A 24,321-nucleotide genomic window follows, 5' to 3' on the forward strand; every position below is an offset into this window, starting at 1 on the left:
ATGGCCCGCGATATCCAGATCACGTTCGACTGCGCCGATCCCGGAGCCCTCGCGGAGTTCTGGGCCGATGCCCTCGGTTACGAGATACAGAAGCCGCCCGGCAATTTCGTCTCGTGGGACGACGCACTCGACGCGATGGGAGTACCGCTCGACCGACGCAACGACGCGTCGGCGGTCGTCGATCCGGACGAGGCAGGTCCCCGGTTGTTCTTCCAGAAGGTGCCCGAGGGCAAGCAGGCCAAGAACCGGGTGCACCTCGATGTGCGTGCCGCTCCCGGACTCGACGGCGCCGAGCGCATGGCCGCCCTGGAAGCCGAGGCCGAGCGGCTCGTCGCGCGCGGTGCCACGCGCCGGGAGCGCCACGACCCGGCGCCACCGTTCGGGGCCGGCCACATCGTCATGGCCGACCCCGAGGGCAACGAGTTCTGCCTCGACTGAACCTCGCCTGGGTCAGGCCGGCTCGGAGACCCAGTGGACGAGCTGCCAGATGATCCCGTTGGGATCGGCGAACTGGCAGTACCGCTCGCCCCACGGCTCGGTCTCCGGCTCGGTCACCACCGTCGCACCGGATTCCGCGATGCGCGCGAACTCGGTGTCGACGTCGTCGACGACGAAGGCGATGAGCATGCCCTGCCCGGCCGGTCCGGCGACGGATTCCGGCTTGAAGGTCGACAGCCCTGTACGCAGGAACACGATGTTGAATCCTGCGTGCGGGTGAGTCAACGAGACGAACCCGTCGGCCGACATCTCCTCGGTGAAACCGAAGTGCCGGATGGCGAAATCGGCCGATGCGGCCGTGTCGGCGACGTTGAGCGACAGTGCTGTGGAGTTGATTTTCACAAGACCTCCCGGGAGAGAAACTTCGTACGTTGTATAGAGTACGCGTGAGGACGAGATTCCGGGAGGTATCGATGGCACGCGATCTGATCGACCTGCTGTGGCGCGAGCACCCCGAGGCGCCCACCGCCGGTTCACGCGGACCGAGAGCGAAGGTCACCACCACTTCCGCGGTGGACGCTGCCGTCGCCGTCGCCGATGGGGAAGGCCTCGAGGCCGTGACGATCCGCCGCCTCGCAACCGACCTGGGGATCTCCGCGATGGCCCTCTACACCCATGTCGGATCACGCGACGATCTTCTCGTCCTCATGGTGGACCGAGTCCACGCCCGACAACCCCGCCCGCCCTACACGTCGTCGTGGCGGGACCGGATACGGCAGGTCGCCGAAGCGGAACTCGAGCACTATGCCGCGCACTGGTGGCTGCTGGACGTCGACGACCAACGCACAGCCCTCGGCCCCGGCACGATCGCGAAGTACGACCACGAACTCCACGCCTTCGACGGAACATCCCTCGTCGATATCGATCGCGATGCGGCACTCACATTCGTCGCGGACTTCGTGCGCGGTGCGGCGCGAGCACGACGTCCCGATCCGCACGCGGCCGACATGGGCGAGGCGTGGGCCAGGTGGAACGAGCGATTGGCTCACTATCTGGGCGACACCCATCCTCTCGCGCAGCGGGTGGGAGCGGCGGCCGGAGCGGAGATGAACGCCGCCTACAGCCCGCACCACGCGTGGGAGTTCGGGCTGCAGCGCGTCCTCGACGGACTCGAACCGCTTGTCTCCGTATCGGGATCGAAGCGCGAGGACCGGCCCGTCCGGACATGAGCCCCCCTGATCCCACCGAGCACTCCCCACCGGCAACGATGCGCCTCCCGACCGCGCAGCACCCCGCTGCCCGCTGCGAGGCCCACAAAGTTTGCATACGAAACAGTCGGGTATGTGGCCTTCAGCAGGCCCGACAGTCGGGGCCGCAAGGAGGTACACGATCATGGTCGACTCATCCGGCCGCCGCGCCGAATCCCCGGTGGTGCTGCCCTCCGAAGTACGCGGGCAGTTGTCACTGTTCGACCGTTTCGCCACACGTGCCGACGTTCCGGTCTCCCGAGCCGCGTTCTTCGCCTTCTGCGTGCTGTTGGTACTGGTCTGGGCGCCGTCGTTTCTGTTGCTCGACAACATCGACACCTGGCAGCTGATCATCAATACCGTGACCACCATCGTCACGTTCCTGTTGGTCGCCCTGTTGCAGAACACCCAGAAACGGTCCGACGATGCGATCCAGCACAAACTCAACGCGATCGCCGACGGCTTGGCCGACCTGATGGCACAGCTGTCCCGTGAGCACCCCGGCCTGCAGATCGATTGCGAGGAACTACGCGCGGCCGTCGGACTCGAGCATCGTGAAGGCTCCTGAGCCGTTCCGCTTTCCGGTCCGGCCGGCCGGGCACATCAGGGTACGCCGGGCACGGTGATCGTCGGGTCTCGGCGGCACACGGTGCGGCCTGACCACCCACCCGGTGCCTCACCTCGCAGTTGCCAGGATTTCACCTCCGTTTTCACCATCGGAACGTCCGTTTCCCGCCGGGACGGTCGTTCCCGAGCGGTGATACTCGTCCGTGGTGGTCCACGATCCCCGACCTGTGGGTCACCGGACGGCCCGCCTCGAGCCCGAGGCGGGCCGTCGAATCCCGCTCGGCGCACTCCGTTACCGCACTGCCTGGTCGGCCGTCCCGATCGCGGATCTCCAACTTTCGATGGATGAACGAACTCAACCAATGCGCGATGTCCGCACCCCCCGTTCTCCGCGAGGCTGGATACATGTTCCTCAGTCTCCGAGATCTCCGTTTCGCCAAAGGCCGTTTCACGCTGATGGCTTCAGCCTTGTTCCTCATTTCGTTGATGGTGGTCATGCTGTCCGGTCTGACCTCGGGACTGGGCAATCAGTCCATCGCCGCGATCGAGAAGATCGATGCCGACCACGTCGCCTTCGGCACTCCGGCCGAGGGCCGAGCGGTTTCGTTCGGCGAGTCGACCGTGACGATGCGCCAACAGGCGGAACTGGCCGGTGCCGACGGTGTCGACGCTGCCGCGATCATCGGGATCGCCCCCGTCCGGATCAGCGCCGACGGACGAGAGGTCGCCGCTTCCGCGTTCGGTGTCGACGGGCGGTCCTTCGCATCCCCGGTTCCACTCGACTCCGGCTCGGTCGCCCTCGACACCGACCTCGCGAGCAGCAACGGATGGACGACCGGAACTCGGATCTCGCTTGGCGGCAACACATTCACCATCCGCGCTCTGGTCGACGACTCGTTCTACAGTCACCAGCCCGTGGTCTGGATGGAGCACGACGCATGGCAGTCGCTGCCGTCGGCCGGTGGTAGCGAGGGCACCGTCGTGGCGTTGCGCACCTCCGGCGATTTCGATGCCGATTCCGTCGGTGCTGCGACCGGAACGGTCGTCACCGACGACGACGGCGCGTTGAACGCCATCGGCTCGTACACCTCCGAGCGGGGTTCGCTCCTGCTGATGCAGACCATGCTGATGATCGTCAGCGCCCTGGTGGTCGGCGCCTTCTTCACCGTGTGGACGATCCAGCGCAGTCAGGACCTCGCCGTACTCAAAGCCGTCGGTGCATCCACCCGTTATCTGCTCCGGGATGCCCTCGGCCAGAGCCTGATCGTGCTCGCGCTGGGAGCCGGACTCGGCACCGTGGCCGCACTCGGTCTCGGACTCGTTGCCGCACAGGTCGTCCCGTTCTCCCTCTCGATCTCGACCACCGTGGTTCCGTTCCTCGTCCTCGTGGCCACGGGCATGATCGGCGCGGCCGCCTCCCTGGCCCGTATCGCCAAGGTCGACCCCCTCACCGCGCTCGCAACCGCCCGATGAGCCACTCCACGAACCCGAAGGACTCCGATATGAGCATCTCCTTACGCGACATCGTCCTCACATACCCCGACGGCGACGAGCGCCGACGCGTCCTCGACGAGGTGGATCTCGAGGTCCGGCGCGGCGAGTTCGTCGCCGTGACCGGTCCGTCCGGGTCCGGTAAGTCGAGCGTGCTCGCCGTCGCCGGCCTGCTCATCACCCCCGACGCCGGCCGCGTCGTCATCGACGGCAGCGACATGACGGGACTGGGTCGCGACGAGCGCACCACTGTACGGCGCGACAAACTCGGATTCGTGTTCCAACAGTCGAATCTGCTGCCGTCGCTGACCGCCGTCGAACAACTGCAGATGATGACCCACCTCGCCGGCGGATCGGTTCGCGAGAACAGCGCGCGCGCCAGGGATCTGTTGTGCTCGCTGGGTCTCGAGGAACACCTGGATCGGCGTCCCCACCAACTGTCGGGAGGTCAACGGCAACGGGTCGCCATCGCCCGCGGTCTGATGAACGATCCTTCGGTACTGCTGGTCGACGAGCCCACCTCGGCGCTCGACGAGGAACGCAGCCGGGAGGTCGTGACCCTGCTCGCCGATCTCAGCCGGGACCGCGACGTTGCGATCGTGATGGTCACCCACGACCTGAACCAACTCGCTCTCGTCGATCGCGCCTACCGGATGCGTAACGGAGCCCTGCTTCCCTCCTCAGATCTTCCGACGGACGGCTCGGGGTACGGGCGAAGGTTCTCGACATCGTCCACATCGTGAACGTCTGCGCGGTCGGTTGCCCGGAACGATCCGGGGAACTCTGCCCCCGCAGCCCGGTCACCGGCTGCCGCGGCGCCCTTGCTCCGCGGCAGGGCGGCACGCGGTGGCCCATGCCGGTCGACATTCCTCACCTCCGGCCGGCATCGGCCTGGAGAACAGCGAGCATCAACGCGCACAACTCGTCCTCGAACATGTCCAGGTCGCGCCACACTCCCGCAACCTGGTCGCGTTCCCAGGACGCCAGCGCGGACACCACGAATCGCGCAGCCAGCGCCACGCGAGCGTTGCGCTGTTCCGGGGGTAGATGCCCGAGTTCGGAAGCCAGATCGGAGAAGAGCTCCTTCAGTCCTTCCAGTCCGGGGATCGCAGGATAGGCCGGGTCGTCGGGAACCAGGGGCTGCGGGGAGGCGACGAAGTCGCTGCGGATACCCGCTAACCACTGTTCGTTGAACCGGGCCCAATAGGAGGGGTTGCGGGCGGCAACTTCCCGGACGAACGGGCGCACATAGGCTTCCACCAGCGCGGGCAGGCGGTCCTGTGCGTGTTTCGCGGTCTCGTGCAGTTCCCGGGCGGACCCGTCTCCGGCAGCGCGGGTGGCCCACAGGTCGATCAGCAGTCCGTGCCAGGATCCGAAGTGGTACTTCACCGCGTCGTTGTTGCGCTGACCGGCTTCCCGGATCACCTCGCGAACCGAGACACCGGCCAGGCCACGCTCGGCGACCAGACGTTCGGCGGCGTCGAGAAGTGCCTCTCGGGTACTGGGTGCAGGCATGGACGTGAGCATACGAGAGTGCTACCTTCCCCGATTAGGTCATTTGACCTAATCTCGTGATCGGTTCAGGAGGAGCACGATGCGCACCGATTCCCCCCGGCAAATCTCCTTACTCGCAGCCCTTACGGCGGCAAGCCTGCTGACGGCCTGCGGTTCCGCCGCCGAACAGGATCCGGTCACCGACGGCCGCGAACACGGAGCTCTGCTGACGAGCCGATCACTCTCGGGGCCTCCGAAACTGCCCGGCGCCGGGCGCAGCGAACAGATCACCTACCTGTCCCAGGGGCCGATGGGCCAGGACGTCGTCGTGTCCGGCTCGGTGTCCGTACCTGCGGGCGAGGTTCCGGAAGGCGGATGGCCGGTGATCAGCTGGGCGCACGGCACCACGGGTGTCGCAGACGCCTGCGCGCCGTCTTCGGGCTCGGTACCCGGGTCGGACGGTGAATACCTGAGATACGTCGACGAGACCCTCGATCGTTTCGTACGGGCCGGCTACGCAGTCGCCCAAACCGACTATGCGGGACTCGGAACGCCGGGGGTCCACCCGTACATCAACGGCGATTCCGAGGCGGCGGCCGTCACCGACATCGTGCGCGCAGCGCGCCGCCTGGATCCCGATATCGGCACGGTCTGGTACGCCGCGGGACACAGCCAAGGCGGGCACGCAGCATTGTTCGCCGCAGATCGCGCACCCGATCTGGCACCCGAACTCGACTTGCGGGGAGCGGTGTCGATCGCACCGGGAAACAACCTCGGCGACACCGTCGAATACTTCGCAGCCGGAGGTCCCGAGTCGCGTGCCGTCCTCGGCTACCTACCGCTGATCCTGCTCGGCGCCCATGCGGCCGACGAGGAGTTGAGTCCCTACGATTACGTCACCGAGAAGATGACACCTCTGCTCGATGCCGCGAAGGGCGGCTGCACCGACATCCTCTGGGAACTCGCGGAATCGGTACCGCTGGACGAGGTGATCCGACCCGACGCAGACTTCGCGCCGCTGGTCTCCTATCTGACCGAGCAGAACCCCGATCGACTCAGCCCCCGCGTGCCGACACTGATCCTGCAGGGCGGCGGCGACACCGCCGTGACCGAACCGGGTTCTGCAGCATTGGTCGAATCACTGTGCGCCGGCGGTTCGCCCGTCGGTTACGCCGTCTACGACGGACTCGAACATGTACCGACCGTTCCTGCTGCCGCGTCGGATGCCCTCGCCTTCTTCGACGCTCTCGGAGAAGGTCGGTCCCCTCTCCAGCCCTGCGACCGCTGAGATACCGGCGCGGACGGCCCTCGGCGTATCGGAGCGCGTGGCGGCGTCGTCCTGGCCACAGGCGGTTTCCAAGCCGACCCGGCCATGGTGCGCGACTGTCTGCGGGTCGAAGAGCACGTCCTGTGGGGATCACCTGCCGCCACCGGCGACGGTCACAAGATGGCGCAAGCAGTCCGCGTCGATCTGTGGCACATGGGAAACATGATGACCATCACCGGTGTTCGCGGAGACGACGGTCAGGGCCATTACCTCGCGTTGTGGAATGCACACAACCATCTGTGGGTGGGCGACGACGGCCGCCGATTCATGGACGAGACCGCCGATCCGTTCCACGGACACATCCTGCGCGCAGGATCCTACGAGCTGTTCCCCCTCCGGCCGACCTGATCGGGGTGGACGCCGACACGCTGGAACATACCGTCGCCCGCTACAACGCTGCGTGCGCGAGTGGACGCGACGAGCACTTCGGGCGGATTCCGGAGAAACTCGGGCCTGTGATCGAGGCTCCGTTCCATGCCCTGCGGATCACTCCGTTGCTGGGGTGGGCCAACGGCGGACCCCGACGCGACGGGCGAGCGCGTGTTCTCGACACTCGGGGCGAGGTGATCGACGGTCTCTATGCCGCAGGTGAAATCAGTTCCACCTACAGCTGGCGGAAGGACGGCGGGTTCCACATCGGGGACGCCCTGGCGTTCGGTCGTGTCGCGGGACGCGATGCCGCCACCCGGGCCTGACCGTCGGAGTGCCGCGGTCCCGTGATCTGCCGAGCCGGCCGGTAGGGTCGGCCCCGGAAAATATCGCCGACCCGGGGTGTTCGATGACCGAAGTCCTGCTCGTCCTGCTGATCGTCGCTGTGGTCGCGGCTGCCGTCGTGGTGGTGATCCGCACCCGCACACCCACAGCACCACCTGCCAGGGTGGATCCACTCGCCGACTATCCGGAGGTGTGGGACCCCTTCGGGATCGGGGTCGGCGACATCATCACCTACGCGGGTATCGACCACGTCGTCCGCGGCACTCTCACACTCGACGAAGAAGGCTACCGCTGGTACGAGCATCTCCTCGACGGGTCGACCGGTCGCCGCTGGCTCACCGTCGAGAACGACGAGGGTGAGCTCGAGATGACCCTGTGGATGCGTCGCGAGGGCACGGGCCTGCAACCCGACGGTGACGTGATCCTCGACGATCGTGTCTACCGCCGACTCGAACACGGCACCGCCCGATTCACCGCCGAAGGCACAACCGGAACCGCTCCCACCGGCACCATGGACTACGCCGACTACGCCACGGCCGACCGCACCGGTCTGCTCGCGTTCGAACGATGGTCTCGCGCCGGATCATGGGAGGTGTCCACCGGACGTGCGGTGACCCGCAGCGAATTGACGGTCATCCATGCCGGACCCGCCCGGTGAGCACGCACATCCTGGACATCGTCCCGCGTGATGTTTCCGCCTCGGCGCTGGGACTGGTACTCGACGCTCCCGCACCGCCACCACTCGTGTCCGCACGATTGACCGATTCCGCCGCGGGCATTCTCACCCTCGGTGTACTCGGCGCCTCCCACGTGGTCACAGCGCAATCCGGACGACGCACCCTCACCGAACAAGTGTCGTGCGACGCGGTCGGGGCGGGCGGACACCCGCTCCCCGAGCGTCACGACCGGGACGGCTACCTGTTCCGCAGTCGCACCGCGACGGTGCAGCGCGCAGAACTGGCGCAGCGGGCGAACCGACTGCGCGCTACGGCCCGCTCCGCACCCGGATGGCTGTGTGCAGCGTTCCCGGGGGACGACGACGCGCTCACCGTGCTCTCCGGCACCGCAGATGCCGGTGAATGGCATTGGCGGACCTGGCATCTCTATCCGTCCGTCGACACGGGCGTGATCGTCGAGACCGAGAGCCGGTGGCGGCCGTGAGACGAATCGTCATCGGCTCGCTGGTCGGTATCGCGGTCCTCGCGACCACGGCATGCGGGAGTCAGGCACGCGACCACATCGCCGACACCTACGACTACCGTGGCACCTCCGGTGATATCGACACCTATCATTCTCCGGATCCTGTGGGTACCACGGTCTCCCGAATCATCGCGGAGGACGAACCGGCCGCACGCAAGGCGGACGGCGGCAACGAATACCTCCGATACGACGACGACATCGTCACGGTCGGTGCTGCGCCGGAGGGTGGCAGCACCATCACCGTCGAAGACATCGACGGACGCTTCAGCAGCGGCGGTTTCGTGTTCCTCGGGCCGGGCTTCACCCCTGGTTCTCCGGCCGCCGGCAACCTGTCCGGTGGATCGGGAAGTGCGAAATGACGAACTCACCAGATCGGAACCTCGAAAGAATGATCTCCACCCTGTCGGCAACCGACCTCGAGATCGGCACCGTGGACCCCCTCCTGCTCGTGCTGGGAGTGATCGGGACACTGATCTACTTCGCTGTCGGTGTCGGCGTTCTCGCACTCGGATTCGCCGTGCTCGACGGGTTGACGCCCGGAAACCTGCGTCACCAGGTCTATGTGGACCGCAACCCCAACGCGGCACTGCTGCTCGCAGGAAATCACCTGGCGCTCGCGGTCATCGTGGTGACCGCGATCGTCACCAGCTCCGACGGGTTCGCGCAGGGGATCGCCGACTCGCTCGTCTACGGACTGGTCGGCGTGGTGCTGCAAGCCACAGCCTTGCTCATCATGAATCGTGTACTGCCGGGCCGGATCACGGCACTGGTCGCCGAGCCCCGCACGAGCGGTGCCGCATGGGCCGTGGCGATCACCCTGTTCTCGATCGGGTTGGTCAACGCCGCAGCGTTGTCGTGACAGCCGTGACGACTCCGGATGTCGACGCCGGTGCGCCACCGCTCGGCCGGCGGGCGAGGGCACTGCTGTTGACAGCGGTCGCCGCCTGCGCCGCGTGCGGACTGGTGTACGAACTGGCACTTCTGACGTTGTCGGCGAGCCTCACCGGCGGCGGAATCACGGAAACCTCGCTCATCGTGGCCGGTTTCGTGGCAGCACTGGGAGTCGGTGCGCTTGCCGCCAAACCGCTGCTCCCCTACGCCGCGACGGCATTCGTCGCGGTCGAGGTCGTTCTCGGATTGGTCGGCGGGTCGAGCGCCACCGTTCTGTACGTGGCGTTCACCTTCGTCGGATCGTCGACCTGGGTGCTCGTCGCGGCGACTGCAGCCATCGGGATGCTGGTGGGCGCGGAGGTCCCACTGCTCATGACGCTGCTGCAGACCGGTCGCAGTGCCGGTGCTCGCGATACCGGCAAGATCCTCGCCGACCTCAACGCGGCCGACTACGCGGGCGCGCTGATCGGAGGTCTGGTGTGGCCCCTGCTGCTGCTACCGTCGGTCGGAATGATCCGTGGTGCGGCGCTGACCGGCATGGTGAACCTGGCGGCAGCATCGATCGCGGCATTGTTTCTGCTGCGCGGGCACCTCGGGCCGGCTACGCGAGCATTGTCCTCGGTGGCGTTGCTGCTCGCCGCGACGCTGCTCGGCGTTCTGCTGGCGCGCTCATCCGATATCGAGATCACAGCGCGGCAGCGCCTCTATCCGGATCCTGTGGTGCATGCGCAGCGTTCGCACTACCAGGAGATCGTGGTCACCGCCCGCGGCGACGACGTGCGTCTGTATCTCGACGGTGACCTGCAGTTCTCGAGCCGCGACGAACATCGCTACACCGAAGCTCTGGTATATCCGGCGCTCGCCCGCGATCCCGGCAGGGTGCTCGTACTCGGGGGCGGTGACGGACTCGCCGCGCGGGAACTCCTACGCCACCCGCACGTGCGGGAAGTCGTTCAGGTCGAACTGGACCCGATGGTGCTCGAACTGGCGAACACTCGGTTGAGCGCGCTCAACGGCGGGGCACTACAGGACGAGCGGGTGACGGTGGTCACCGCCGATGCCTTCCGCTGGTTGCGCGAGTACACCGGTGCGGGATTCGACGCGATCATCGTCGACATGCCGGACCCGGATACCCCCACGCTGGGGCGGTTGTATTCGACGGAGTTCTACGGGCTGACCGCGTCGGTGCTGAACCCCGGTGGTCTGATGACCGTGCAGTCGGGCAGCCCGTATTCGACACCGGATGCGTATTGGCGGACGGTGTCGACCGTCGAGTCCGCGGGACTCGGTGTGGCCCCGTACCACGTGCACGTACCGAGCTTCGGCGACTGGGGGTTCGTCCTCGCGCAGGCCGGCACACCGGCGACACCGGCACTGTCGGCGAATGCCGCACCGCGAAGATTTCTCGATTCCGCGACTCTCGCTGCAGCATCGGTCTTTCCGCTCGATCGGCAGCCTCGCGAGATGGCACCGTCGACCCTGGATCGGCCGCGCATCGTCGACGACCTCCGGCGTGGATATCAGTTCTGACCCGAACGTGCCGGCACACCCCCGGTCCTGTTCCGGTAAGGGAGCCGTCATCGGTCGTTGCCCCCCACGGAACGATCATCCGAGGACGCAGGCTGTCCTCTACACGGACACCGAACGCAGATACAACAGCCGGTCGTCGGCGACGATGACGCCGAGCTCGGGAGAATCCACCCGGATCAGCCGTCCGTCACGGACGACCCCGAGCACGATGACGGGCAGCTCCCGCGGCGAAAGCCCGAGCTCGTGCGGCTCGACACCGCGTTCGGAGACGGCGAACCCGTCCTCGGGAGTCAACAGATCCTCGATCATCTCCACCACCGTGGGAGTGGCAGGGGCCAATCCCAGCAACCGGCCCGCCGTCTCGGCGGAAACCACGACCGTATCGGCACCGGACTGGCGCAGCACATGGGTGTTCTCCGATTCGCGCACCGCGACGGCGATGCGCGCCTGCGGCGCGAGCTGACGAGCGCTGAGAGTGACGAGCACGGCGGTGTCGTCGCGATTGACGGCCACGATGATCGAGCCGGCATGCCGGGCCCCGGCCAGCTGCAGCACGTCCGACTTGGTGGCCGACCCCTGCACGGTCACCAGACCCTGACGCGACGCGATGTCCAGACTCACCGGATCGGCATCGACCACCACGATCTCCGACGGAGCGAGTCCCTCGGCGAGCAGCGCATCGACAGCGCTGCGCCCCTTCGTGCCGTACCCGACGACCACGGTGTGACTGCGAGTGCGGCGACGCCACCGCTGAATCTTGAACGCCTGCCGGGAACTTTCGGTCAGCGCCGACAAGGTGGTGCCGACCAGCACGATGAGGAAGAACACTCGCAGCGGGGTGATGACCAGGATGTTGACCAGCCGGGCCTGCGGGGTGAGCGGAGTGATGTCGCCGTAACCGGTGGTCGACAGCGACACCGTGGCGTAGTAGATGCAATCGAGCAACGAGAGCGGGTTCTCCTGGGCATCGCGGTAGCCGTCCCTGCCCATGTACACCACGATCACCGCCGCGGTCAGCGCAGCCAGGGCGTAACCGATGCGGCGGACGATCGCCCGGCCCGGACTGGTCTGTTCCTCCGGTACCCGCAGCACCCCGACGAGAGCGAAGTCGGGACGGTCGGTGAGGGTATCCGAGCGCCGCAGCGGCACCCGCAATTTTCCTGCCATCACGACATCCCCGGCTCAGCGGTCTTCCGCTCCGCCCCCGGACATGCCGGATCGGCGAGGACGACTCGAACAGGCTCCATACGCATGATCATAAGGATGCCTACTGCGGACCTCTCTCACTCATGCACACGCCGACAGCGGGCCGGGACGGTGGGGCGGGCGGGGCTCGAACCCGCGACCAGCGGATTATGAGTCCGCGGCTCTAACCGACTGAGCTACCGCCCCGTCGCGACGACACTTCGTCGCACAGTGCCGCACTCGTCGCACGGCGCGATCGAATGCTACCCGGACACAGCGGGCGACACTCTGCCGGGTGCAGAGTTAGGGAGATCACATCGATGGATGTCCTGCCGCATCTGTACACCCCCCGGATGCACAGAATCCTCCCACCCGTGACGGGTGAGAGGATTCTCGGGCGCTCCCCCGGCTGGACTCGAACCAGCAACCGTTCGATTAACAGTCGAATGCTCTGCCAATTGAGCTACAGGGGATTGTCCTGCGGTGCTCCGCGGTTTCCCCCGGTGCGTGAAAAACCATAGCGTCCTACCCGCCGCAGTACCAAATCGCCTGCTTGTGGGCATGCTGCGAGGTCATCGGGCAGGATGGGGACGACGCAGTCACAGGTGGAAGGACAGCACATTGATGGGTTTGTTGGTCGGGGTCGCTGCGGGATACGTGCTCGGCACCCGAGCGGGTCGCGCGAGGTACGAACAGCTCAGCAAGACGGCCAAGGCGGTGGCCGCGAGCCCCGTCACGAAGAAGGCGATCGAGGTGGGCCGGCAGAGACTCGCCGACTCGCTCAGCCCTCAGCCCAAACTCGAACCGATGAAGCCCATCGACGAGACGACCACGATCATGATCCCGCGGGACCAGTTGAAGAAGTAGGCGGTCAGCCGGCCAGGCCGTCACCGATGGCCTGGTCGAGCAAGCTCCGCCGGTACTGCTCGAGCGCCATGAGGTCGCCGAGCAGTGCGTGGAACTCCTCGGATTCGGTGGCCGGGGAGATCCGCTGCAATCTGGATTTCAGTTCGGCCACCTGCTCACCGACCCAGACCTCCTGGAGCCGGGCCAGGACACCGCTGATGTAGCGCGGCAGCCGGTCCTCTTCGGTGGGGACCGGTTCGACGGCGAGTTCCATCACCAGCGAATGCGCGACGGGATCCGTCGCAGCCCGGCCCACGGCGTCGACCCATTCGGCTCCCCCGAGGCCGGCGGCCGTTCCGCCGGCATCGGCGACGGCGTGCCGCACCGCCGCGTAGGCGGGGTCGGTGAATGTCTCCGGCGGCAGTGAGTCGAAGACGGTTCCCGCGATACCCGGATACTGCAGCGCGGCTTTGAGCGCGTCGCGTTGCGGCCACAGTGCCGGATCGTTGGGGCGGGGGCGCCGCAGAGCCGAGGCGGGCTCAGCCGAGGCCGTAGCCGGCCGCGTCCTCGCTTCCGGCGCACGAACTCCCCGGCGCGCTTCCTCCTGCACGCGCCGGCGCACCGTGGGGATGTCGTCCCATCCCGTCCAGTGCGCGAGTTGCACCGCGTAGTTGTCGCGGATCGTGCGGTCCTTGATGCGGGCCACCACCGGCACGCACCGGCGCAGGGCTTCGACGCGGCCCTCGACGGTATCGAGGTCGTGTTCGGAGAGAATCGATTTCACGACGAACTCGAACATCGGCGTGCGGCGGGCGATGAGATCGCGCACCGCGCCGTCGCCCGACTGCTGCCGCAGCTCGCACGGGTCCATGCCTTTGGGTGCGATCGCGACGTAGGTCTTCGCCGCGGTCTTCTGATCCCCCTCGAACGCCTTCATCGCCGCCGCACGACCGGCGTCGTCGCCGTCGAAGGTGTAGATGACCTCGCCACGGAAGAAGCTGTCGTCCATGAGCAGGCGGCGCAGCAGAGCGAGATGCTCGTCGCCGAAAGCGGTACCACACGCGGCGACCGCCGTCTTCACCCCGGCCAGGTGCATGGCCATGACGTCGGTGTATCCCTCGACGATCACGGCCTGATGGGACTTGGCGATCTCGCGCTTGGCGAGGTCGAGACCGAACAACACTTGAGATTTCTTGTACAGCACCGTTTCCGGTGTGTTCATGTACTTCGCGGTGATCTGGTCGTCGTCGTACAGGCGGCGAGCACCGAAGCCGATGACGTCGCCCGCAAGATTGCGAATGGGCCACAACAGACGACGGTGGAAGCGGTCGATCGGTCCGCGGCGTCCCTGCCGGGACAATCCGGCGGCCTCGAGTTCGGAGAAATCGAATCCCCGGCCGAGGAGGTGCTTCGTGAGCGCGTCCCAGCCGGCGGGTGCATAGCCGCAGCCGAACGTCTCGGCGGCCGCCTGGTCGAAGTTGCGTTCGGTCAGATAGTCGCGGGCGGCCTGCGCCTCGGGGGTGCGCAGCTGCTCGGCGTAGAACTGCTGAGCGGCCGCGTTCGCCGCGACCAGCCGGGCACGGGTGCCCCGGTCGCGCTGGACGGACGGACCTCCGCCCTCGTAGTTCAGCGTGTAACCGACACGTTCGGCGAGCTGCTCGACGGCCTCGACGAAGCTGACGTGTTCGATCTTCTGCAGGAACGAGTAGACGTCGCCGCCCTCACCGCAGCCGAAGCAGTGGAAGTGCCCGTGATTGGGCCGCACGTGGAAGGACGGGGACTTCTCGTCATGGAAGGGGCACAGGCCCTTGAGCGAGTCGGCACCGCCGCGCTTGAGTGCGACGTACTCGCCGACGATGTCCTCGATGCGCACGCGGTCGCGAATGGCCGCGATGTCTCTGTCTGAAATACGGCCGGCCACGGTGACGAGTCTAAGCCGCGGCGCCGACCTGCCGACATCATGGTCTGTACGGATGGCTGAACAGGTTCCGCAGCGCTGCGGCGTGCGGACACTGTCTGCTCGTGCCAGGGGCTGCCGAACCGCAGGTTTGCGCGGTCCTGTGGACGGATGCCCGATGTCGACCACGAGCATCCGTCCCGGAGAACGCGTCTTCGTCAGCCCCAGCTCGCCTGTGCGGCGAGGCTGTCGCGATCGATCCGCTCGAGGCGCGATTCGGTGCACGAGGCGATCTGATCGACCACCACCCGCACCTTCGCGGCGTCGTCGGGCGCCGCCTTCCATGCGGCGACGAAGAACGGGTCGAGCCCCACCGGCGCAGTGCGCAGCAGCCACTCGGCGACGCGATGGATGCGTTCGCGCTGGGATTCCTGGCGCGTGCGGTGGGCGCGGTCGGACATGACGAACTGCAGCGCCATCGTCTTGAGCAGAGCGACCTCCGAGACCACGATCGGCGGGATCACCAGGTCGGCGTCGTACCGGGTGACCGGGCGGCTCTCCGTCGCTTGCCGGGTCCCGAGGATCGCCGCGTTGGCGAAGCGGCCCACCAGCTCGCTGGTCAGCTTCTTGAGCGCGACCGAGCAGGCGAGAGTGCCGTCGAAGGTGCCGACGGCGCGGACCACCGGCATGGTGGACAACCGCTTGGCCGCCTCGGTCAGCTCGGCCGGGTCGAGGCCCGAGAATTCGCGCATGCCCACCTCGATGAGCCCGGCGACCTCGTCGGGATCCTCGAGCATCCGCAGGTCGATGCGACCGTCGATGACGCCGTCCTCGAGGTCGTGGACCGAATACGCGACGTCGTCGGACCAGTCCATGATCTGCGCCTCGAGGCACTTGCGGCGCTCGGGTGCGCCCTCACGGATCCAGTGGAGGACCTCGGAGTCGTCGTCGTACGAACCGAACTTCGCGCCCGGACGCGGACGCGTCCACGGGTACTTGAGCGTCGCGTCGAGCGAGGCCCGGGTGAGGTTGAGGCCGGCGCTCGTGCCGTCGGGATGGAGGACCTTCGGTTCGAGGCAGGTGAGGATGCGCAGGTTCTGCGCGTTGCCCTCGAATCCGCCGCAGGACTCCGCCACCGCGTCGAGTGCCCGCTCGCCGTTGTGCCCGTAGGGCGGGTGCCCGATGTCGTGAGCGAGGCCGGCGAGGTCGACGAGATCGGGGTCGGCGCCGAGCCCTTCGCCGATGCTGCGGCCGATCTGCGCGACCTCCATCGAGTGCGTCAGACGGGTGCGCGGGGTGTCGCCGTCGCGGGGACCGACGACCTGTGTCTTGTCGGCCAGGCGGCGCAGGGCCGCGCAGTGCTGCACGCGCGCACGGTCGCGTGCGAAGGCGGTCCGCTCGGATGCCGCGCCCTCGGACCCGGCGAGGGCCGAGGTCTTCCGCGGCTCGGCGACGCGCCGTTCGAGATCGTGTTCGCTGTAGCCCTGCATCACACTGCCTTCCGTCACCGAAGACCCTACGTTCCGCCTCACTGCTGCGCCGTGTACGGGAAATCGGCGGAGAAGTGGGTGATCTGGTACCAGATCAACGCGCCGGTCTCGCGGGCGATCCCGTGCAGTTGCGACTCGCGGGTGAACACCGCCGGACCCTGCCGGGTGGGAGCGGTCCACGCATCGAGACCTGCATCGCGCGCCATGGTGCGGGTGCGCAGCGAGTGCCACGGGTCGCTCACCAACACTGCCGACGACAGTCCCAGCTCCGACATCTCCCGGCTGACGGCCTCGACGCTGAGCAGCGTGTCGGAGCCCTCTTCGACGGCGACGATCGATTCCGCCGGCACCCCGCGCGAGACGAGATAGTTCTTCCCCGCCGCAGCCTCGGTGAACAGGTCGCCTTCCTGCTTGCCCCCGACGGTGACGATCCGCGGCGAGACTCCCGCCTCGTACAGCTTGAGTGCCTGTTCGAGGCGGGCCTCGAACACCGACGAGGGCGTCCCCGAGTACTGGGCCGCACCGAGGACGACGATGGCGTCGGCGGGTGTGCGGTCGTCGATCCGCGCGACCTGCCAGACCCGGAGCGCCGTTCCGCCCACGACGAGAACAGCGGCGAGCAACACCCCGACGATCAGCCGTCGGAGCCAGCGCGCGATGCGCGCGCCTGCCCCGAGGTCGTCCCCGGTGTACGTCGCGGTGGTGCCGGTGCGGCGGGATGCGGTGCTCACCCCCGTGATTCTGCCAGCGAACGAGAACGCGCAGACGGGGCGACGCGCCGACCCCGCCGACGCCTCGCAGCCACTAGATTCGATTCCATGCCACACGTATCGGCCGCACCGTCTCGGCGACCCGCACGGTCCGCGCTCGCATTCGTCCCTGCTCTGCTGGCAGTGGCCGCCTGGTTGCTCCTGCCGGCGGCAGCTTCCGCCGAACCTCCGTCGCGGCTTCCCCAGCCGATCACCGATACCGCGGGGGTTCTCGACGATGCCGATGTCGCACGGATCCAGGAGGCGACGAACACCCTGTACGACGAGCACGGTCTGCAGTTGTGGGTGACCTACGTGTCGAGCTTCGACGGACGCGATTACGACAGCTGGGCGCAGGCCACCGCTCAGGCGAGCAACTTCGGTCGGAATACGGCCTTGCTGGCGATCGCGACGACGGACCGCGAGTACGCGTTGTGGACTCCGACGGGATCCGAGATCTCCCCGAGCGAACGCGACCGGATCAGTTCGTCCGACATCGAACCCGCATTGCGGAACAGCGACTGGACGGGTGCCGCGGTGGGTGCGGCCGACGGCCTGAGCAACGCTCTCACGCCGTCGAGCGCCCCGGTGACGACATTGCTCGTCGGCGGCGGTGTGATCGCGGCCGGCGGTGCCGGTGTGTACGCGTACAACCGGCGGTCGAAGAAGAAGCGCGCCGAGTCCGGCGCCGCACAGGCCGCGCAGATCGATCCGGCCGACACCACCGCTCTGCGCGCCCTGCCGCTCGAGGGTCTCGATCGGTACGCGCAGACCCTGCTGGTGGAGACCGACAACGCGGTCCGTTCCAGCGCCGAGGCGCTCGAACTCGCCCGGGGCGAATTCGGGGACTCTGCGGTGGCTCCTTTCGACCGCGCCCATCGGCAGGCGCAGAATGCGTTGGCGAACGCCTTCGAGATCCGCCAGCGTCTCGACGACGACATCCCCGAGACACCCGACCAGCAACGCGACATGCTCGTGCAGCTGATCTCCTCGTGCGGGCAGGCCGACCGCGAACTCGAAGCACAGGTCGAGGCATTCGACTCGATGCGTGATCTGCTGCTCGATGCCCCGGCCCGTCTGGACGGCCTCACCCAGCGGGCGATCGCGCTGCAGGCGCGCATCCCGGAGGCCGAACGGATCCTCGGGCAGTTGCACTCGGAGTTCCCCGCCGGTGCACTGACCCCGGTGGTGGACAACGTCTCACTCGCGCGAGAGGAGATCGCGTTCGCCGAGAACGCGATCGATCAGGGCCGCACCGCGGTGGCGCGACCGGTCGGCGAGCAGGGCGACGCCGTACGGGCGATCCGCGAAGCCGAGCGCGCCCTCGGTCATGCCGCGACGCTGCTCGACGCGCTCGATCACGCGGCCGAGGACATCCGACGCGCCATCGCGACACTCCCGGCGGCGATGGAGGATGCGGAGCAGGGCGTGGCGGACGCGAAACAACTCGTCGAGGCCGGCGGTCCCGAACTCGTCGACGCCCTGAAGGCCGTGCAGGAGGCACTCGAACACGCGCGCGCCGAGCAGCACACCGACCCGCTGGGCAGCTTCACACGGGTCGTCGAGGCCGACGCGCGTCTCGACGAGCTGCGCGCCCGGACGCGACAGGCCGAGCAGCAGGCCGCCGAGATGCGTCGCCGTCTCGAACAGGACCTGGGCGCGGCGCAGGCGCAGGTCACCGCCGCCGCCGACTTCATCGGGACGCGTCGCGGGGTCGTCGGCGCGAAGGCCCGCACGCGTCTGTCGGAGGCCCAGCGCCACCTGCAGGCTGCGAGACAGGCCGCGGATTCCGATCCGGCCGCCGCCATCCAGTACGCGCGGACCGCTGCGTCGCTCGCGGTGGAGGCGCTGCGCAGCGCTCAGAACGACGTGCAGCGCTGGGACTACCAACAGCGCCCGCCGCGCGGCGGGTCGTCGGGCGGCAACATCGCCGGGGCCGTGCTCGGCGGCATCCTCATCAACAGCGTGCTCAACAGCGGGCGCGGCGGTGGCTTCGGCGGCGGTGGTTTCGGCGGAGGCGGTTTCGGGGGTGGCGGTTTCGGCGGGTCGAGCGGCGGACGCTTCTAGCCCGTGCGCCCGATCGCGGCACGCGCACCGGACACCGGCCTGGAATCGGTGATCCTGCGCACCCGCCGCGGTGACGAAACCCGTTTCCGGGACGTGGACTTCGAGTACATCGATCGGCGCTCGACCTGATCGCTACGAAACGCTCGGCTACGAAACGGCAGATGCCCTCCGGTCCGTCGGGACCGGAGGGCATCTGTGTCGATCAGGTCGGTCAGCAGCCGAGCAGGCGTTGCGCGAGGTAACCCTCGACCTGGTCGAGGCTCACGCGCTCCTGCGCCATGGTGTCGCGTTCGCGGATCGTGACGGCCTGGTCCTCGAGGGTGTCGAAGTCGACCGTGATGCAGAACGGGGTACCGATCTCGTCCTGGCGACGGTAGCGGCGGCCGATGGCGCCGGCGTCGTCGAACTCGATGTTCCAGTTCTGGCGCAGCTTCGCGGCGAGGTCCTTGGCCTTCGGGCTCAGGTCCGCGTTGCGGCTGAGCGGCAGCACGGCGGCCTTGACCGGTGCGAGGCGTCGGTCGAGGCGCAGCACGGTGCGCTTGTCGACACCGCCCTTGGCGTTGGGTGCCTCGTCCTCGGTGTACGCGTCGACGAGGAAGGCCATGAGCGAGCGGGTCAGGCCGGCCGCCGGTTCGATGACGTACGGCGTGTAGCGCTCGTTGGTGGCCTGATCGAAGAAGCTCAGGTCGGTGCCGGAGTGCTTCGAGTGCGTCGACAGGTCGAAGTCGGTGCGGTTCGCGACACCCTCGAGCTCACCCCACTCGCTGCCCTGGAAGTGGAAGCGGTACTCGATGTCGACGGTGCGCTTCGAGTAGTGCGACAGCTTCTCCAGCGGGTGCTCGTACAGGCGCAGGTTGTCCTTGTTGATGCCCAGATCGGTGTACCAGTTCATCCGGTAGTCGATCCAGTACTGGTGCCACTGCTCGTCTTCGCCCGGCTTGACGAAGAACTCCATCTCCATCTGCTCGAACTCGCGGGTGCGGAAGATGAAGTTGCCGGGCGTGATCTCGTTGCGGAAGCTCTTGCCGATCTGGCCGATGCCGAACGGCGGCTTCTTACGCGAGGTGGTGAGCACGTTCGCGAAGTTCACGAAGATGCCCTGCGCCGTCTCGGGGCGCAGGTAGTGGAGGCCTTCCTCGCTCTCGATCGGGCCGAGGTAGGTCTTGAGCATCATGTTGAAATCGCGGGGCTCGGTCCACTGGCCCTTGGTGCCGCAGTCCGGGCACACGATCTCCGTCATCGGCACGGCGTCGGGATCGTCGAGCTTGTTCTTCTCGGCGTAGGCCTCCTGTAGGTGGTCCTGCCGGTGGCGCTTGTGACAGCTCAGGCACTCGACGAGCGGGTCGTTGAAGACACCGACGTGGCCGGACGCGACCCAGACCTGGCGCGGAAGGATCACCGACGAGTCGAGGCCGACGACGTCCTCGCGGCCGGTGACCATGTTGCGCCACCACTGCTTCTTGATGTTGTCCTTGAGCTCCACACCGAGCGGCCCGTAATCCCAGGCCGACCTGGTTCCGCCGTAGATCTCACCGCAGGGATAGACCAGGCCCCGGCGCTTGGCGAGGTTGGCGACGGTATCGATCTTGGATTTGGGTGCCACTCGGTTCTCCATCTTCGATGCGGGTTTTCGCAGCATGCGTCGATCTGTAAGCCTATCGCTCCTCGTTCGGAGTCCGAATTCGCGCCGGTTGACATGCGCAATCGTGCATATCAAAATGGAATCGATTTGCAATAAGGCCGCCGATCGGCGGCCGACCCGCCCCGAGGAGCCCCGTGAGTGTCGACGCCGATCCACACGACTGCAGCACAGGCGAGCGGGCCCTCGGATCGACCGGGACCGACGCCCTCGCATCCCGGCCCGACATCTCCCACGACACGCTGATCGCGGCCGGTGAGCTGCTGCGGGCGCTGTCGGCGCCCGTCCGCATCTCGATCGTGCTCGAACTGCGCGAGTCCGCTCGTTGCGTGCACGAACTCGTCGGCGCCCTGGGAGTCACCCAACCGCTCATCAGCCAGCATCTGCGAGTACTCAAGACCGCCGGCGTCGTACGCGGCGAACGCTCGGGACGCGAAGTGCTCTACCACCTGGCCGACGACCATCTCGCCCATATCGTCGTCGATGCCGTTGCTCATGCACAGGAAGGACGATCGCAGTGACCTCCGCCCGCAAACCTCTCGTGGGGGTCCGCTCGACCCGTCAACGCAGCGCCATCGTCGACCTGCTCGACAACACCGAGGAGTTCCGCTCCGCCCAGGATCTGCACGACGAACTGCGCAAGCGCGGCGAAGGCATCGGCCTGACCACCGTCTACCGCACCCTGCAGTCGCTCGCAGAGGTGGGCAGCGTCGACGTGCTGCGTACCGACAGCGGCGAGTCGCTGTTCCGGCGGTGCTCCTCCGGGCACCACCACCATCTCGTGTGCCGCCACTGCGGCTTCACGGTCGAGGTGGACGGCCCGGAGGTCGAACGCTGGTCGCACGAGGTGGCCGAGGCGAACGGCTTCGTCGACGTCAGTCACACCGTCGAGATCTTCGGCAACTGCCGGGACTGCGCACTCGCACAGGGCTGACCGCGGCGGTCAGCCGCAGTCGCAGTCCCCACAGCCGCAGCCGTCGACGAGCAGGTCCTCCTCGTCGCCATCGGCCTCACCGTCGAAGACCGACGCCTCGCCCCCGAGGCGCTGCGCCAGCGCGCGTGCCTGTTCGACGACCGGGACGAGCGACGCGACGGCCCGCACGAGATGGATCGGGACGAGCGGCGACGCCGCGACCCGCAACTCGACGGTGACCCGGTCCTTGTCGAGGACGAACTTCACCTCCGGGAACTCGATCTGCAGGTCGCCGAGGACCTCCGCCGCCCGGGTGCGCCCCGCGATGCCCTCGACCAGGTACGTGGTGAGCAGCACGAAGCCACCCTCGGCGTCGACGGTCGCGTAGGTGAGCACGTCGTCGATCCAGATCGGGATCTCGCCGTCCTCGTCGGCTTCGGGAGCCTCCTCGAGAATCTCCGAAAGCGTCTCCACCACGGCGGCACGCAGCGTGTCGTCGTCCTCGGTGGGGATCGCGACGGCATGCGGCCCGTCGGCGGCGACGACCTCCTCGGTGGTGGTCTCGACGTCGGTGTCGGTCGTGGTCACGAATTCTCCTTCGGATCGGGGGTTCCCGCGACGGCACCGCGCGCGCCGGCGGCGCCGTCGAGCACGAGCAGCAGCATGGTGGTCAGCGCCGTGTCGTCGAGACCGGTCGCGGGAAACGAGTACCGCAGTACGACGTCGGCCTCGGCGTCGCGTTCTACGAGGTGCACCGAGCCGAACTGCAGGGCGTCGGCAGCGGTCGCGACCCGGATGCGCACGGCGTCGTCGAGCGGAAGATCCCATGCGAGCACTCCGGTGACGGAGATCACGTCGAGTCCTTCGGTGAGCGTGACGACCTGCAGCGCGAAGGGCACGGCGCCGTAGTCGAATCCGAACGAACTGTCGCCGTTCGCGGCGGACGACGGGGTGCGGACGTCGACGAAGGGCGTGAGGGCGACCGCGACCCGCTCGCGCAGGGAGGTCATTTCACACCGCCGAATCGCCGGTCGCGCGAGGCATATTCGACGCATGCCGCCCACAGGTCGCGCCGGTCGAAATCGGGGAACATCGTGTCCTGGAAGACCAGTTCGGCGTAGGCGGACTGCCACAGCAGGAAGTTCGAGGTGCGCTGCTCGCCCGAGGGCCGCAGGAACAGGTCGACGTCGGGCATCTCGGGCTCGTCGAGATACCGCGCGACGGTCGACTCGGTGATGCGCTCGGGGTCCAGTTCACCGGCCGCGACACGCCGGGCGATTTCCCTTGCGGCGTCGGCGATCTCGGCGCGTCCGCCGTAGTTGACGCACATCGTGAGGGTCATGACGTCGTTGTCCTTCGTCAGCTCCTCGGCGATCTCGAGTTCCTTGATCACGCTGCGCCACAGGCGGGGACGGCGGCCGGCCCACCGGACGCGCACACCCATCTCGTGCATCTCGTCGCGGCGTCGCCGGATCACGTCGCGGTTGAAGCCCATGAGGAATCGGACCTCGTCGGGGCTGCGCTTCCAGTTCTCGGTGGAGAAGGCATAGGCCGACAGCCACTTGACGCCCATCTCGATGCATCCGCACACCGTGTCCATCAGTACGGCTTCGCCTCGTTCGTGCCCGGCGGTGCGCGGCAGACCGCGCTCCTGCGCCCAGCGACCGTTGCCGTCCATCACGAGCGCCACGTGCTGCGGAATCAGCTCGGGCTGCAGGACGGGAGGCCGTGCGCCCGACGGGTGCGGGTCGGGCGGCCGGATCACCCGCTCAGACGATGGGGGCGTGGTACGTCGTCGAATCACGATCCCCATCCTGCCGGACGGCCCGTGCGACGTCATCAGCCCGGTTGGAGATCGGAGGCTCGGTGCGACCGCGTTCGACGAGGGGCAGCGAGCGCAGTTGCCGCTCGAGGTGCCATTGCAGGTGCGCGGCGACGAGGCCGCTGGCCTGGCGCCGCACCGCTGCGTCGGCCGATTCGGTCTCGGCCCATCGTCCGCGGTCGAGCGCGTCGAGCAGTGCGAACACTCCCGGTGCGGGTGTGGCCGCCCCCGGGGGACGGCAGTGCACGCACACCGCACCGCCGGCGGCGACGTGGAAGGCGGTGTGCGGGCCGGGACGGTCGCAGCGCGCGCAGTGGGTGATCGCCGGCGCCCACCCCGCGTAGGTCATGGCTCGCAGCAGGTAGGCGTCGAGCACGAGTTCGGGTGGCCGGGTGTGGTCGCACACCGCACGGAGGGCTCCGACGGTGAGCGCGTGCAGGCGCGGTACGGGTGCGCGTTCCTCACCGGCGAGCCGTTCGGCGGTCTCGAGGATTGCGCACGCGGTGGTGTAACGGGAGTAGTCGTCGACGATGCCCACGGCGAAGGCGTCGAGGGTCTGCACCTGGGTGACGATGTCGAGATTGCGGCCCGGGTGGAGCTGGACGTCGATGTGGGCGAACGGTTCGAGCCGCGCGCCGAACTTCGAGCGGGTGCGGCGCACGCCCTTCGCGACGGCCCGCACGAGTCCGTGCCGGCGTGTCAGCAGGGTGACGATGCGGTCGGCCTCGCCCAGCTTGTGCTGGCGCAGCACCACCGCGTTGTCCCGATAAAGCCTCACTCCCCGAGTCTGTCATGGCGCGGTGACACGGGACGA

Annotated in this window: 27 protein-coding genes, 2 tRNA genes and 1 pseudogene; 17 read left to right on the top strand and 13 right to left on the bottom strand. The window is 67.7% G+C overall.

Annotated elements, in window-relative coordinates; genetic code table 11:
* Window positions 1-438, top strand: a complete 438-nt coding sequence (locus EQ874_RS06255; protein ID WP_064064121.1) for a VOC family protein — start codon at window positions 1-3, stop codon at window positions 436-438.
* 12 nt (window positions 439-450) lie between these two features.
* Here EQ874_RS06255 and EQ874_RS06260 read toward each other — a convergent pair whose 3' ends face one another.
* Window positions 451-840, bottom strand: coding sequence for a VOC family protein (locus EQ874_RS06260; RefSeq protein ID WP_016933188.1), 390 nt, complete (start codon window positions 838-840; stop codon window positions 451-453).
* 71 nt (window positions 841-911) lie between these two features.
* On the opposite strand from EQ874_RS06260, the gene EQ874_RS06265 reads away from it, so the two are divergent.
* From EQ874_RS06265 to EQ874_RS06280, 4 genes are all read left to right on the top strand, one after another.
* A complete protein-coding gene (locus EQ874_RS06265) occupies window positions 912-1,667 on the top strand; it encodes a TetR/AcrR family transcriptional regulator (RefSeq protein WP_129976271.1) in 756 nt (251 codons plus the stop codon).
* Between the two features lie 163 nt (window positions 1,668-1,830).
* The gene (locus EQ874_RS06270) at window positions 1,831-2,253 is read left to right on the top strand and encodes a low affinity iron permease family protein (protein WP_129976273.1); all 423 of its coding nucleotides are present in this window, start codon (window positions 1,831-1,833) and stop codon (window positions 2,251-2,253) included.
* 404 nt (window positions 2,254-2,657) lie between these two features.
* Entirely contained in the window at window positions 2,658-3,725 is a 1,068-nt protein-coding gene (locus tag EQ874_RS06275) for an ABC transporter permease (protein ID WP_129976274.1), read from the top strand.
* Window positions 3,726-3,754: 29 nt separating this feature from the next.
* Window positions 3,755-4,486: an ABC transporter ATP-binding protein gene (locus EQ874_RS06280; protein WP_129976276.1), complete on the top strand. Its 732-nt coding sequence runs from the start codon at window positions 3,755-3,757 to the stop codon at window positions 4,484-4,486.
* A 127-nt stretch (window positions 4,487-4,613) separates the two neighbouring features.
* On the opposite strand, the gene EQ874_RS06285 is transcribed toward EQ874_RS06280, so the two are convergent.
* Window positions 4,614-5,258, bottom strand: a complete 645-nt coding sequence (locus EQ874_RS06285) for a TetR family transcriptional regulator (RefSeq protein WP_242496666.1) — start codon at window positions 5,256-5,258, stop codon at window positions 4,614-4,616.
* 79 nt (window positions 5,259-5,337) lie between these two features.
* Between EQ874_RS06285 and EQ874_RS06290 the strand changes: the two genes are divergently transcribed.
* The 7 genes and pseudogenes from EQ874_RS06290 to EQ874_RS06320 all read left to right on the top strand — a co-directional run bounded on the left by EQ874_RS06290 (window position 5,338) and on the right by EQ874_RS06320 (window position 10,899).
* A complete protein-coding gene (locus EQ874_RS06290) occupies window positions 5,338-6,525 on the top strand; it encodes a lipase family protein (RefSeq protein WP_129976280.1) in 1,188 nt (395 codons plus the stop codon).
* A gap of 51 nt (window positions 6,526-6,576) precedes the next feature.
* Window positions 6,577-7,259: pseudogene (locus EQ874_RS23130) on the top strand (FAD-binding protein).
* 83 nt (window positions 7,260-7,342) lie between these two features.
* Window positions 7,343-7,936: a DUF4178 domain-containing protein gene (locus tag EQ874_RS06300; protein ID WP_016933820.1), complete on the top strand. Its 594-nt coding sequence runs from the start codon at window positions 7,343-7,345 to the stop codon at window positions 7,934-7,936.
* On the top strand, window positions 7,933-8,439 hold the full coding sequence (locus tag EQ874_RS06305; protein WP_129976282.1) for a DUF2617 family protein: 507 nt from the start codon (window positions 7,933-7,935) through the stop codon (window positions 8,437-8,439). The genes EQ874_RS06300 and EQ874_RS06305 overlap by 4 nt, the downstream gene beginning before the upstream one ends.
* Entirely contained in the window at window positions 8,427-8,837 is a 411-nt protein-coding gene (locus EQ874_RS06310; RefSeq protein ID WP_016933822.1) for a DUF4247 domain-containing protein, read from the top strand. The genes EQ874_RS06305 and EQ874_RS06310 overlap by 13 nt, the downstream gene beginning before the upstream one ends.
* 29 nt (window positions 8,838-8,866) lie before the next feature.
* Complete coding sequence (locus EQ874_RS06315; RefSeq protein WP_064064115.1) at window positions 8,867-9,337, top strand: DUF350 domain-containing protein; 471 nt, start codon at window positions 8,867-8,869, stop codon at window positions 9,335-9,337.
* A 5-nt stretch (window positions 9,338-9,342) separates the two neighbouring features.
* Window positions 9,343-10,899 (top strand): polyamine aminopropyltransferase, encoded by a 1,557-nt coding sequence (locus EQ874_RS06320; protein ID WP_064064167.1) that lies wholly within the window; start codon window positions 9,343-9,345, stop codon window positions 10,897-10,899.
* 99 nt (window positions 10,900-10,998) lie between these two features.
* On the opposite strand, the gene EQ874_RS06325 is transcribed toward EQ874_RS06320, so the two are convergent.
* The 3 genes from EQ874_RS06325 to EQ874_RS06335 form a co-directional block, all read right to left on the bottom strand.
* A complete protein-coding gene (locus EQ874_RS06325) occupies window positions 10,999-12,066 on the bottom strand; it encodes a potassium channel family protein (protein ID WP_129976286.1) in 1,068 nt (355 codons plus the stop codon).
* A gap of 151 nt (window positions 12,067-12,217) precedes the next feature.
* Window positions 12,218-12,291: transfer RNA gene (locus tag EQ874_RS06330), tRNA-Ile, on the bottom strand.
* A 193-nt stretch (window positions 12,292-12,484) separates the two neighbouring features.
* Window positions 12,485-12,557, bottom strand: a tRNA-Asn gene (locus EQ874_RS06335).
* A 148-nt stretch (window positions 12,558-12,705) separates the two neighbouring features.
* Between EQ874_RS06335 and EQ874_RS06340 the strand changes: the two genes are divergently transcribed.
* Window positions 12,706-12,951 carry a hypothetical protein gene (locus EQ874_RS06340; RefSeq protein WP_026003515.1) on the top strand — a complete coding sequence of 82 codons (246 nt, stop codon included), beginning with the start codon at window positions 12,706-12,708 and terminating at the stop codon, window positions 12,949-12,951.
* A gap of 4 nt (window positions 12,952-12,955) precedes the next feature.
* On the opposite strand, the gene dnaG is transcribed toward EQ874_RS06340, so the two are convergent.
* The 3 genes from dnaG to EQ874_RS06355 all read right to left on the bottom strand — a co-directional run bounded on the left by dnaG (window position 12,956) and on the right by EQ874_RS06355 (window position 17,048).
* Complete coding sequence (gene dnaG, locus EQ874_RS06345; protein ID WP_129976287.1) at window positions 12,956-14,851, bottom strand: DNA primase; 1,896 nt, start codon at window positions 14,849-14,851, stop codon at window positions 12,956-12,958.
* 194 nt (window positions 14,852-15,045) lie between these two features.
* Window positions 15,046-16,317 (bottom strand): deoxyguanosinetriphosphate triphosphohydrolase, encoded by a 1,272-nt coding sequence (locus EQ874_RS06350; protein ID WP_129976511.1) that lies wholly within the window; start codon window positions 16,315-16,317, stop codon window positions 15,046-15,048.
* Between the two features lie 38 nt (window positions 16,318-16,355).
* A complete protein-coding gene (locus tag EQ874_RS06355; protein ID WP_016935368.1) occupies window positions 16,356-17,048 on the bottom strand; it encodes a YdcF family protein in 693 nt (230 codons plus the stop codon).
* Between the two features lie 87 nt (window positions 17,049-17,135).
* On the opposite strand from EQ874_RS06355, the gene EQ874_RS06360 reads away from it, so the two are divergent.
* The gene (locus EQ874_RS06360; protein WP_129976289.1) at window positions 17,136-19,133 is read left to right on the top strand and encodes a TPM domain-containing protein; all 1,998 of its coding nucleotides are present in this window, start codon (window positions 17,136-17,138) and stop codon (window positions 19,131-19,133) included.
* 3 nt (window positions 19,134-19,136) lie between these two features.
* On the top strand, window positions 19,137-19,262 hold the full coding sequence (locus EQ874_RS23355) for a hypothetical protein (protein ID WP_255161257.1): 126 nt from the start codon (window positions 19,137-19,139) through the stop codon (window positions 19,260-19,262).
* Between the two features lie 82 nt (window positions 19,263-19,344).
* Here EQ874_RS23355 and EQ874_RS06365 read toward each other — a convergent pair whose 3' ends face one another.
* A complete protein-coding gene (locus tag EQ874_RS06365) occupies window positions 19,345-20,736 on the bottom strand; it encodes a glycine--tRNA ligase (protein ID WP_064064166.1) in 1,392 nt (463 codons plus the stop codon).
* A gap of 263 nt (window positions 20,737-20,999) precedes the next feature.
* Between EQ874_RS06365 and EQ874_RS06370 the strand changes: the two genes are divergently transcribed.
* Window positions 21,000-21,293: a metalloregulator ArsR/SmtB family transcription factor gene (locus EQ874_RS06370; RefSeq protein WP_242496686.1), complete on the top strand. Its 294-nt coding sequence runs from the start codon at window positions 21,000-21,002 to the stop codon at window positions 21,291-21,293.
* Window positions 21,290-21,706: a Fur family transcriptional regulator gene (locus tag EQ874_RS06375; protein WP_129976293.1), complete on the top strand. Its 417-nt coding sequence runs from the start codon at window positions 21,290-21,292 to the stop codon at window positions 21,704-21,706. Before EQ874_RS06370 ends, EQ874_RS06375 begins: the two co-directional genes overlap by 4 nt.
* Window positions 21,707-21,715: 9 nt before the next feature.
* On the opposite strand, the gene EQ874_RS06380 is transcribed toward EQ874_RS06375, so the two are convergent.
* From EQ874_RS06380 to recO, 4 genes are read right to left on the bottom strand one after another with little or no spacing between them, the layout of a single operon-like run.
* Window positions 21,716-22,273: a hypothetical protein gene (locus tag EQ874_RS06380; protein ID WP_129976295.1), complete on the bottom strand. Its 558-nt coding sequence runs from the start codon at window positions 22,271-22,273 to the stop codon at window positions 21,716-21,718.
* On the bottom strand, window positions 22,270-22,695 hold the full coding sequence (locus EQ874_RS06385) for a hypothetical protein (protein ID WP_129976297.1): 426 nt from the start codon (window positions 22,693-22,695) through the stop codon (window positions 22,270-22,272). The genes EQ874_RS06380 and EQ874_RS06385 overlap by 4 nt, the downstream gene beginning before the upstream one ends.
* Window positions 22,692-23,498, bottom strand: coding sequence for an isoprenyl transferase (locus tag EQ874_RS06390; protein ID WP_064063049.1), 807 nt, complete (start codon window positions 23,496-23,498; stop codon window positions 22,692-22,694). The genes EQ874_RS06385 and EQ874_RS06390 overlap by 4 nt, the downstream gene beginning before the upstream one ends.
* Window positions 23,455-24,285: a DNA repair protein RecO gene (gene recO, locus EQ874_RS06395; RefSeq protein ID WP_084421531.1), complete on the bottom strand. Its 831-nt coding sequence runs from the start codon at window positions 24,283-24,285 to the stop codon at window positions 23,455-23,457. Before recO ends, EQ874_RS06390 begins: the two co-directional genes overlap by 44 nt.
* Window positions 24,286-24,321: the final 36 nt, after the last annotated feature.

It is taken from the genome of Rhodococcus sp. Q1 (genome assembly GCF_004153645.1).
In the GTDB taxonomy this organism is placed as follows: Bacteria; Actinomycetota; Actinomycetes; order Mycobacteriales; family Mycobacteriaceae; genus Rhodococcus; species Rhodococcus gordoniae.

Excerpts from the sequence above, each read along its gene's own strand:
- EQ874_RS06255 (WP_064064121.1), top strand. The coding sequence starts at position 1 with ATGGCCCGCGATATCCAGATCACGTTCGACTGCGCCGATCCCGGAGCC.
- EQ874_RS06265 (WP_129976271.1), top strand. The coding sequence starts at position 912 with ATGGCACGCGATCTGATCGACCTGCTGTGGCGCGAGCACCCCGAGGCG.
- EQ874_RS06270 (WP_129976273.1), top strand. The coding sequence starts at position 1,831 with ATGGTCGACTCATCCGGCCGCCGCGCCGAATCCCCGGTGGTGCTGCCC.
- EQ874_RS06275 (WP_129976274.1), top strand. The coding sequence starts at position 2,658 with ATGTTCCTCAGTCTCCGAGATCTCCGTTTCGCCAAAGGCCGTTTCACG.
- EQ874_RS06280 (WP_129976276.1), top strand. The coding sequence starts at position 3,755 with ATGAGCATCTCCTTACGCGACATCGTCCTCACATACCCCGACGGCGAC.
- EQ874_RS06285 (WP_242496666.1), bottom strand. The coding sequence starts at position 5,258 with ATGCCTGCACCCAGTACCCGAGAGGCACTTCTCGACGCCGCCGAACGT.
- EQ874_RS06290 (WP_129976280.1), top strand. The coding sequence starts at position 5,338 with ATGCGCACCGATTCCCCCCGGCAAATCTCCTTACTCGCAGCCCTTACG.
- EQ874_RS06300 (WP_016933820.1), top strand. The coding sequence starts at position 7,343 with ATGACCGAAGTCCTGCTCGTCCTGCTGATCGTCGCTGTGGTCGCGGCT.
- EQ874_RS06315 (WP_064064115.1), top strand. The coding sequence starts at position 8,867 with ATGATCTCCACCCTGTCGGCAACCGACCTCGAGATCGGCACCGTGGAC.
- EQ874_RS06325 (WP_129976286.1), bottom strand. The coding sequence starts at position 12,066 with ATGGCAGGAAAATTGCGGGTGCCGCTGCGGCGCTCGGATACCCTCACC.
- EQ874_RS06350 (WP_129976511.1), bottom strand. The coding sequence starts at position 16,317 with ATGCAGGGCTACAGCGAACACGATCTCGAACGGCGCGTCGCCGAGCCG.
- EQ874_RS06360 (WP_129976289.1), top strand. The coding sequence starts at position 17,136 with ATGCCACACGTATCGGCCGCACCGTCTCGGCGACCCGCACGGTCCGCG.
- EQ874_RS06385 (WP_129976297.1), bottom strand. The coding sequence starts at position 22,695 with ATGACCTCCCTGCGCGAGCGGGTCGCGGTCGCCCTCACGCCCTTCGTC.
- EQ874_RS06390 (WP_064063049.1), bottom strand. The coding sequence starts at position 23,498 with ATGGGGATCGTGATTCGACGACGTACCACGCCCCCATCGTCTGAGCGG.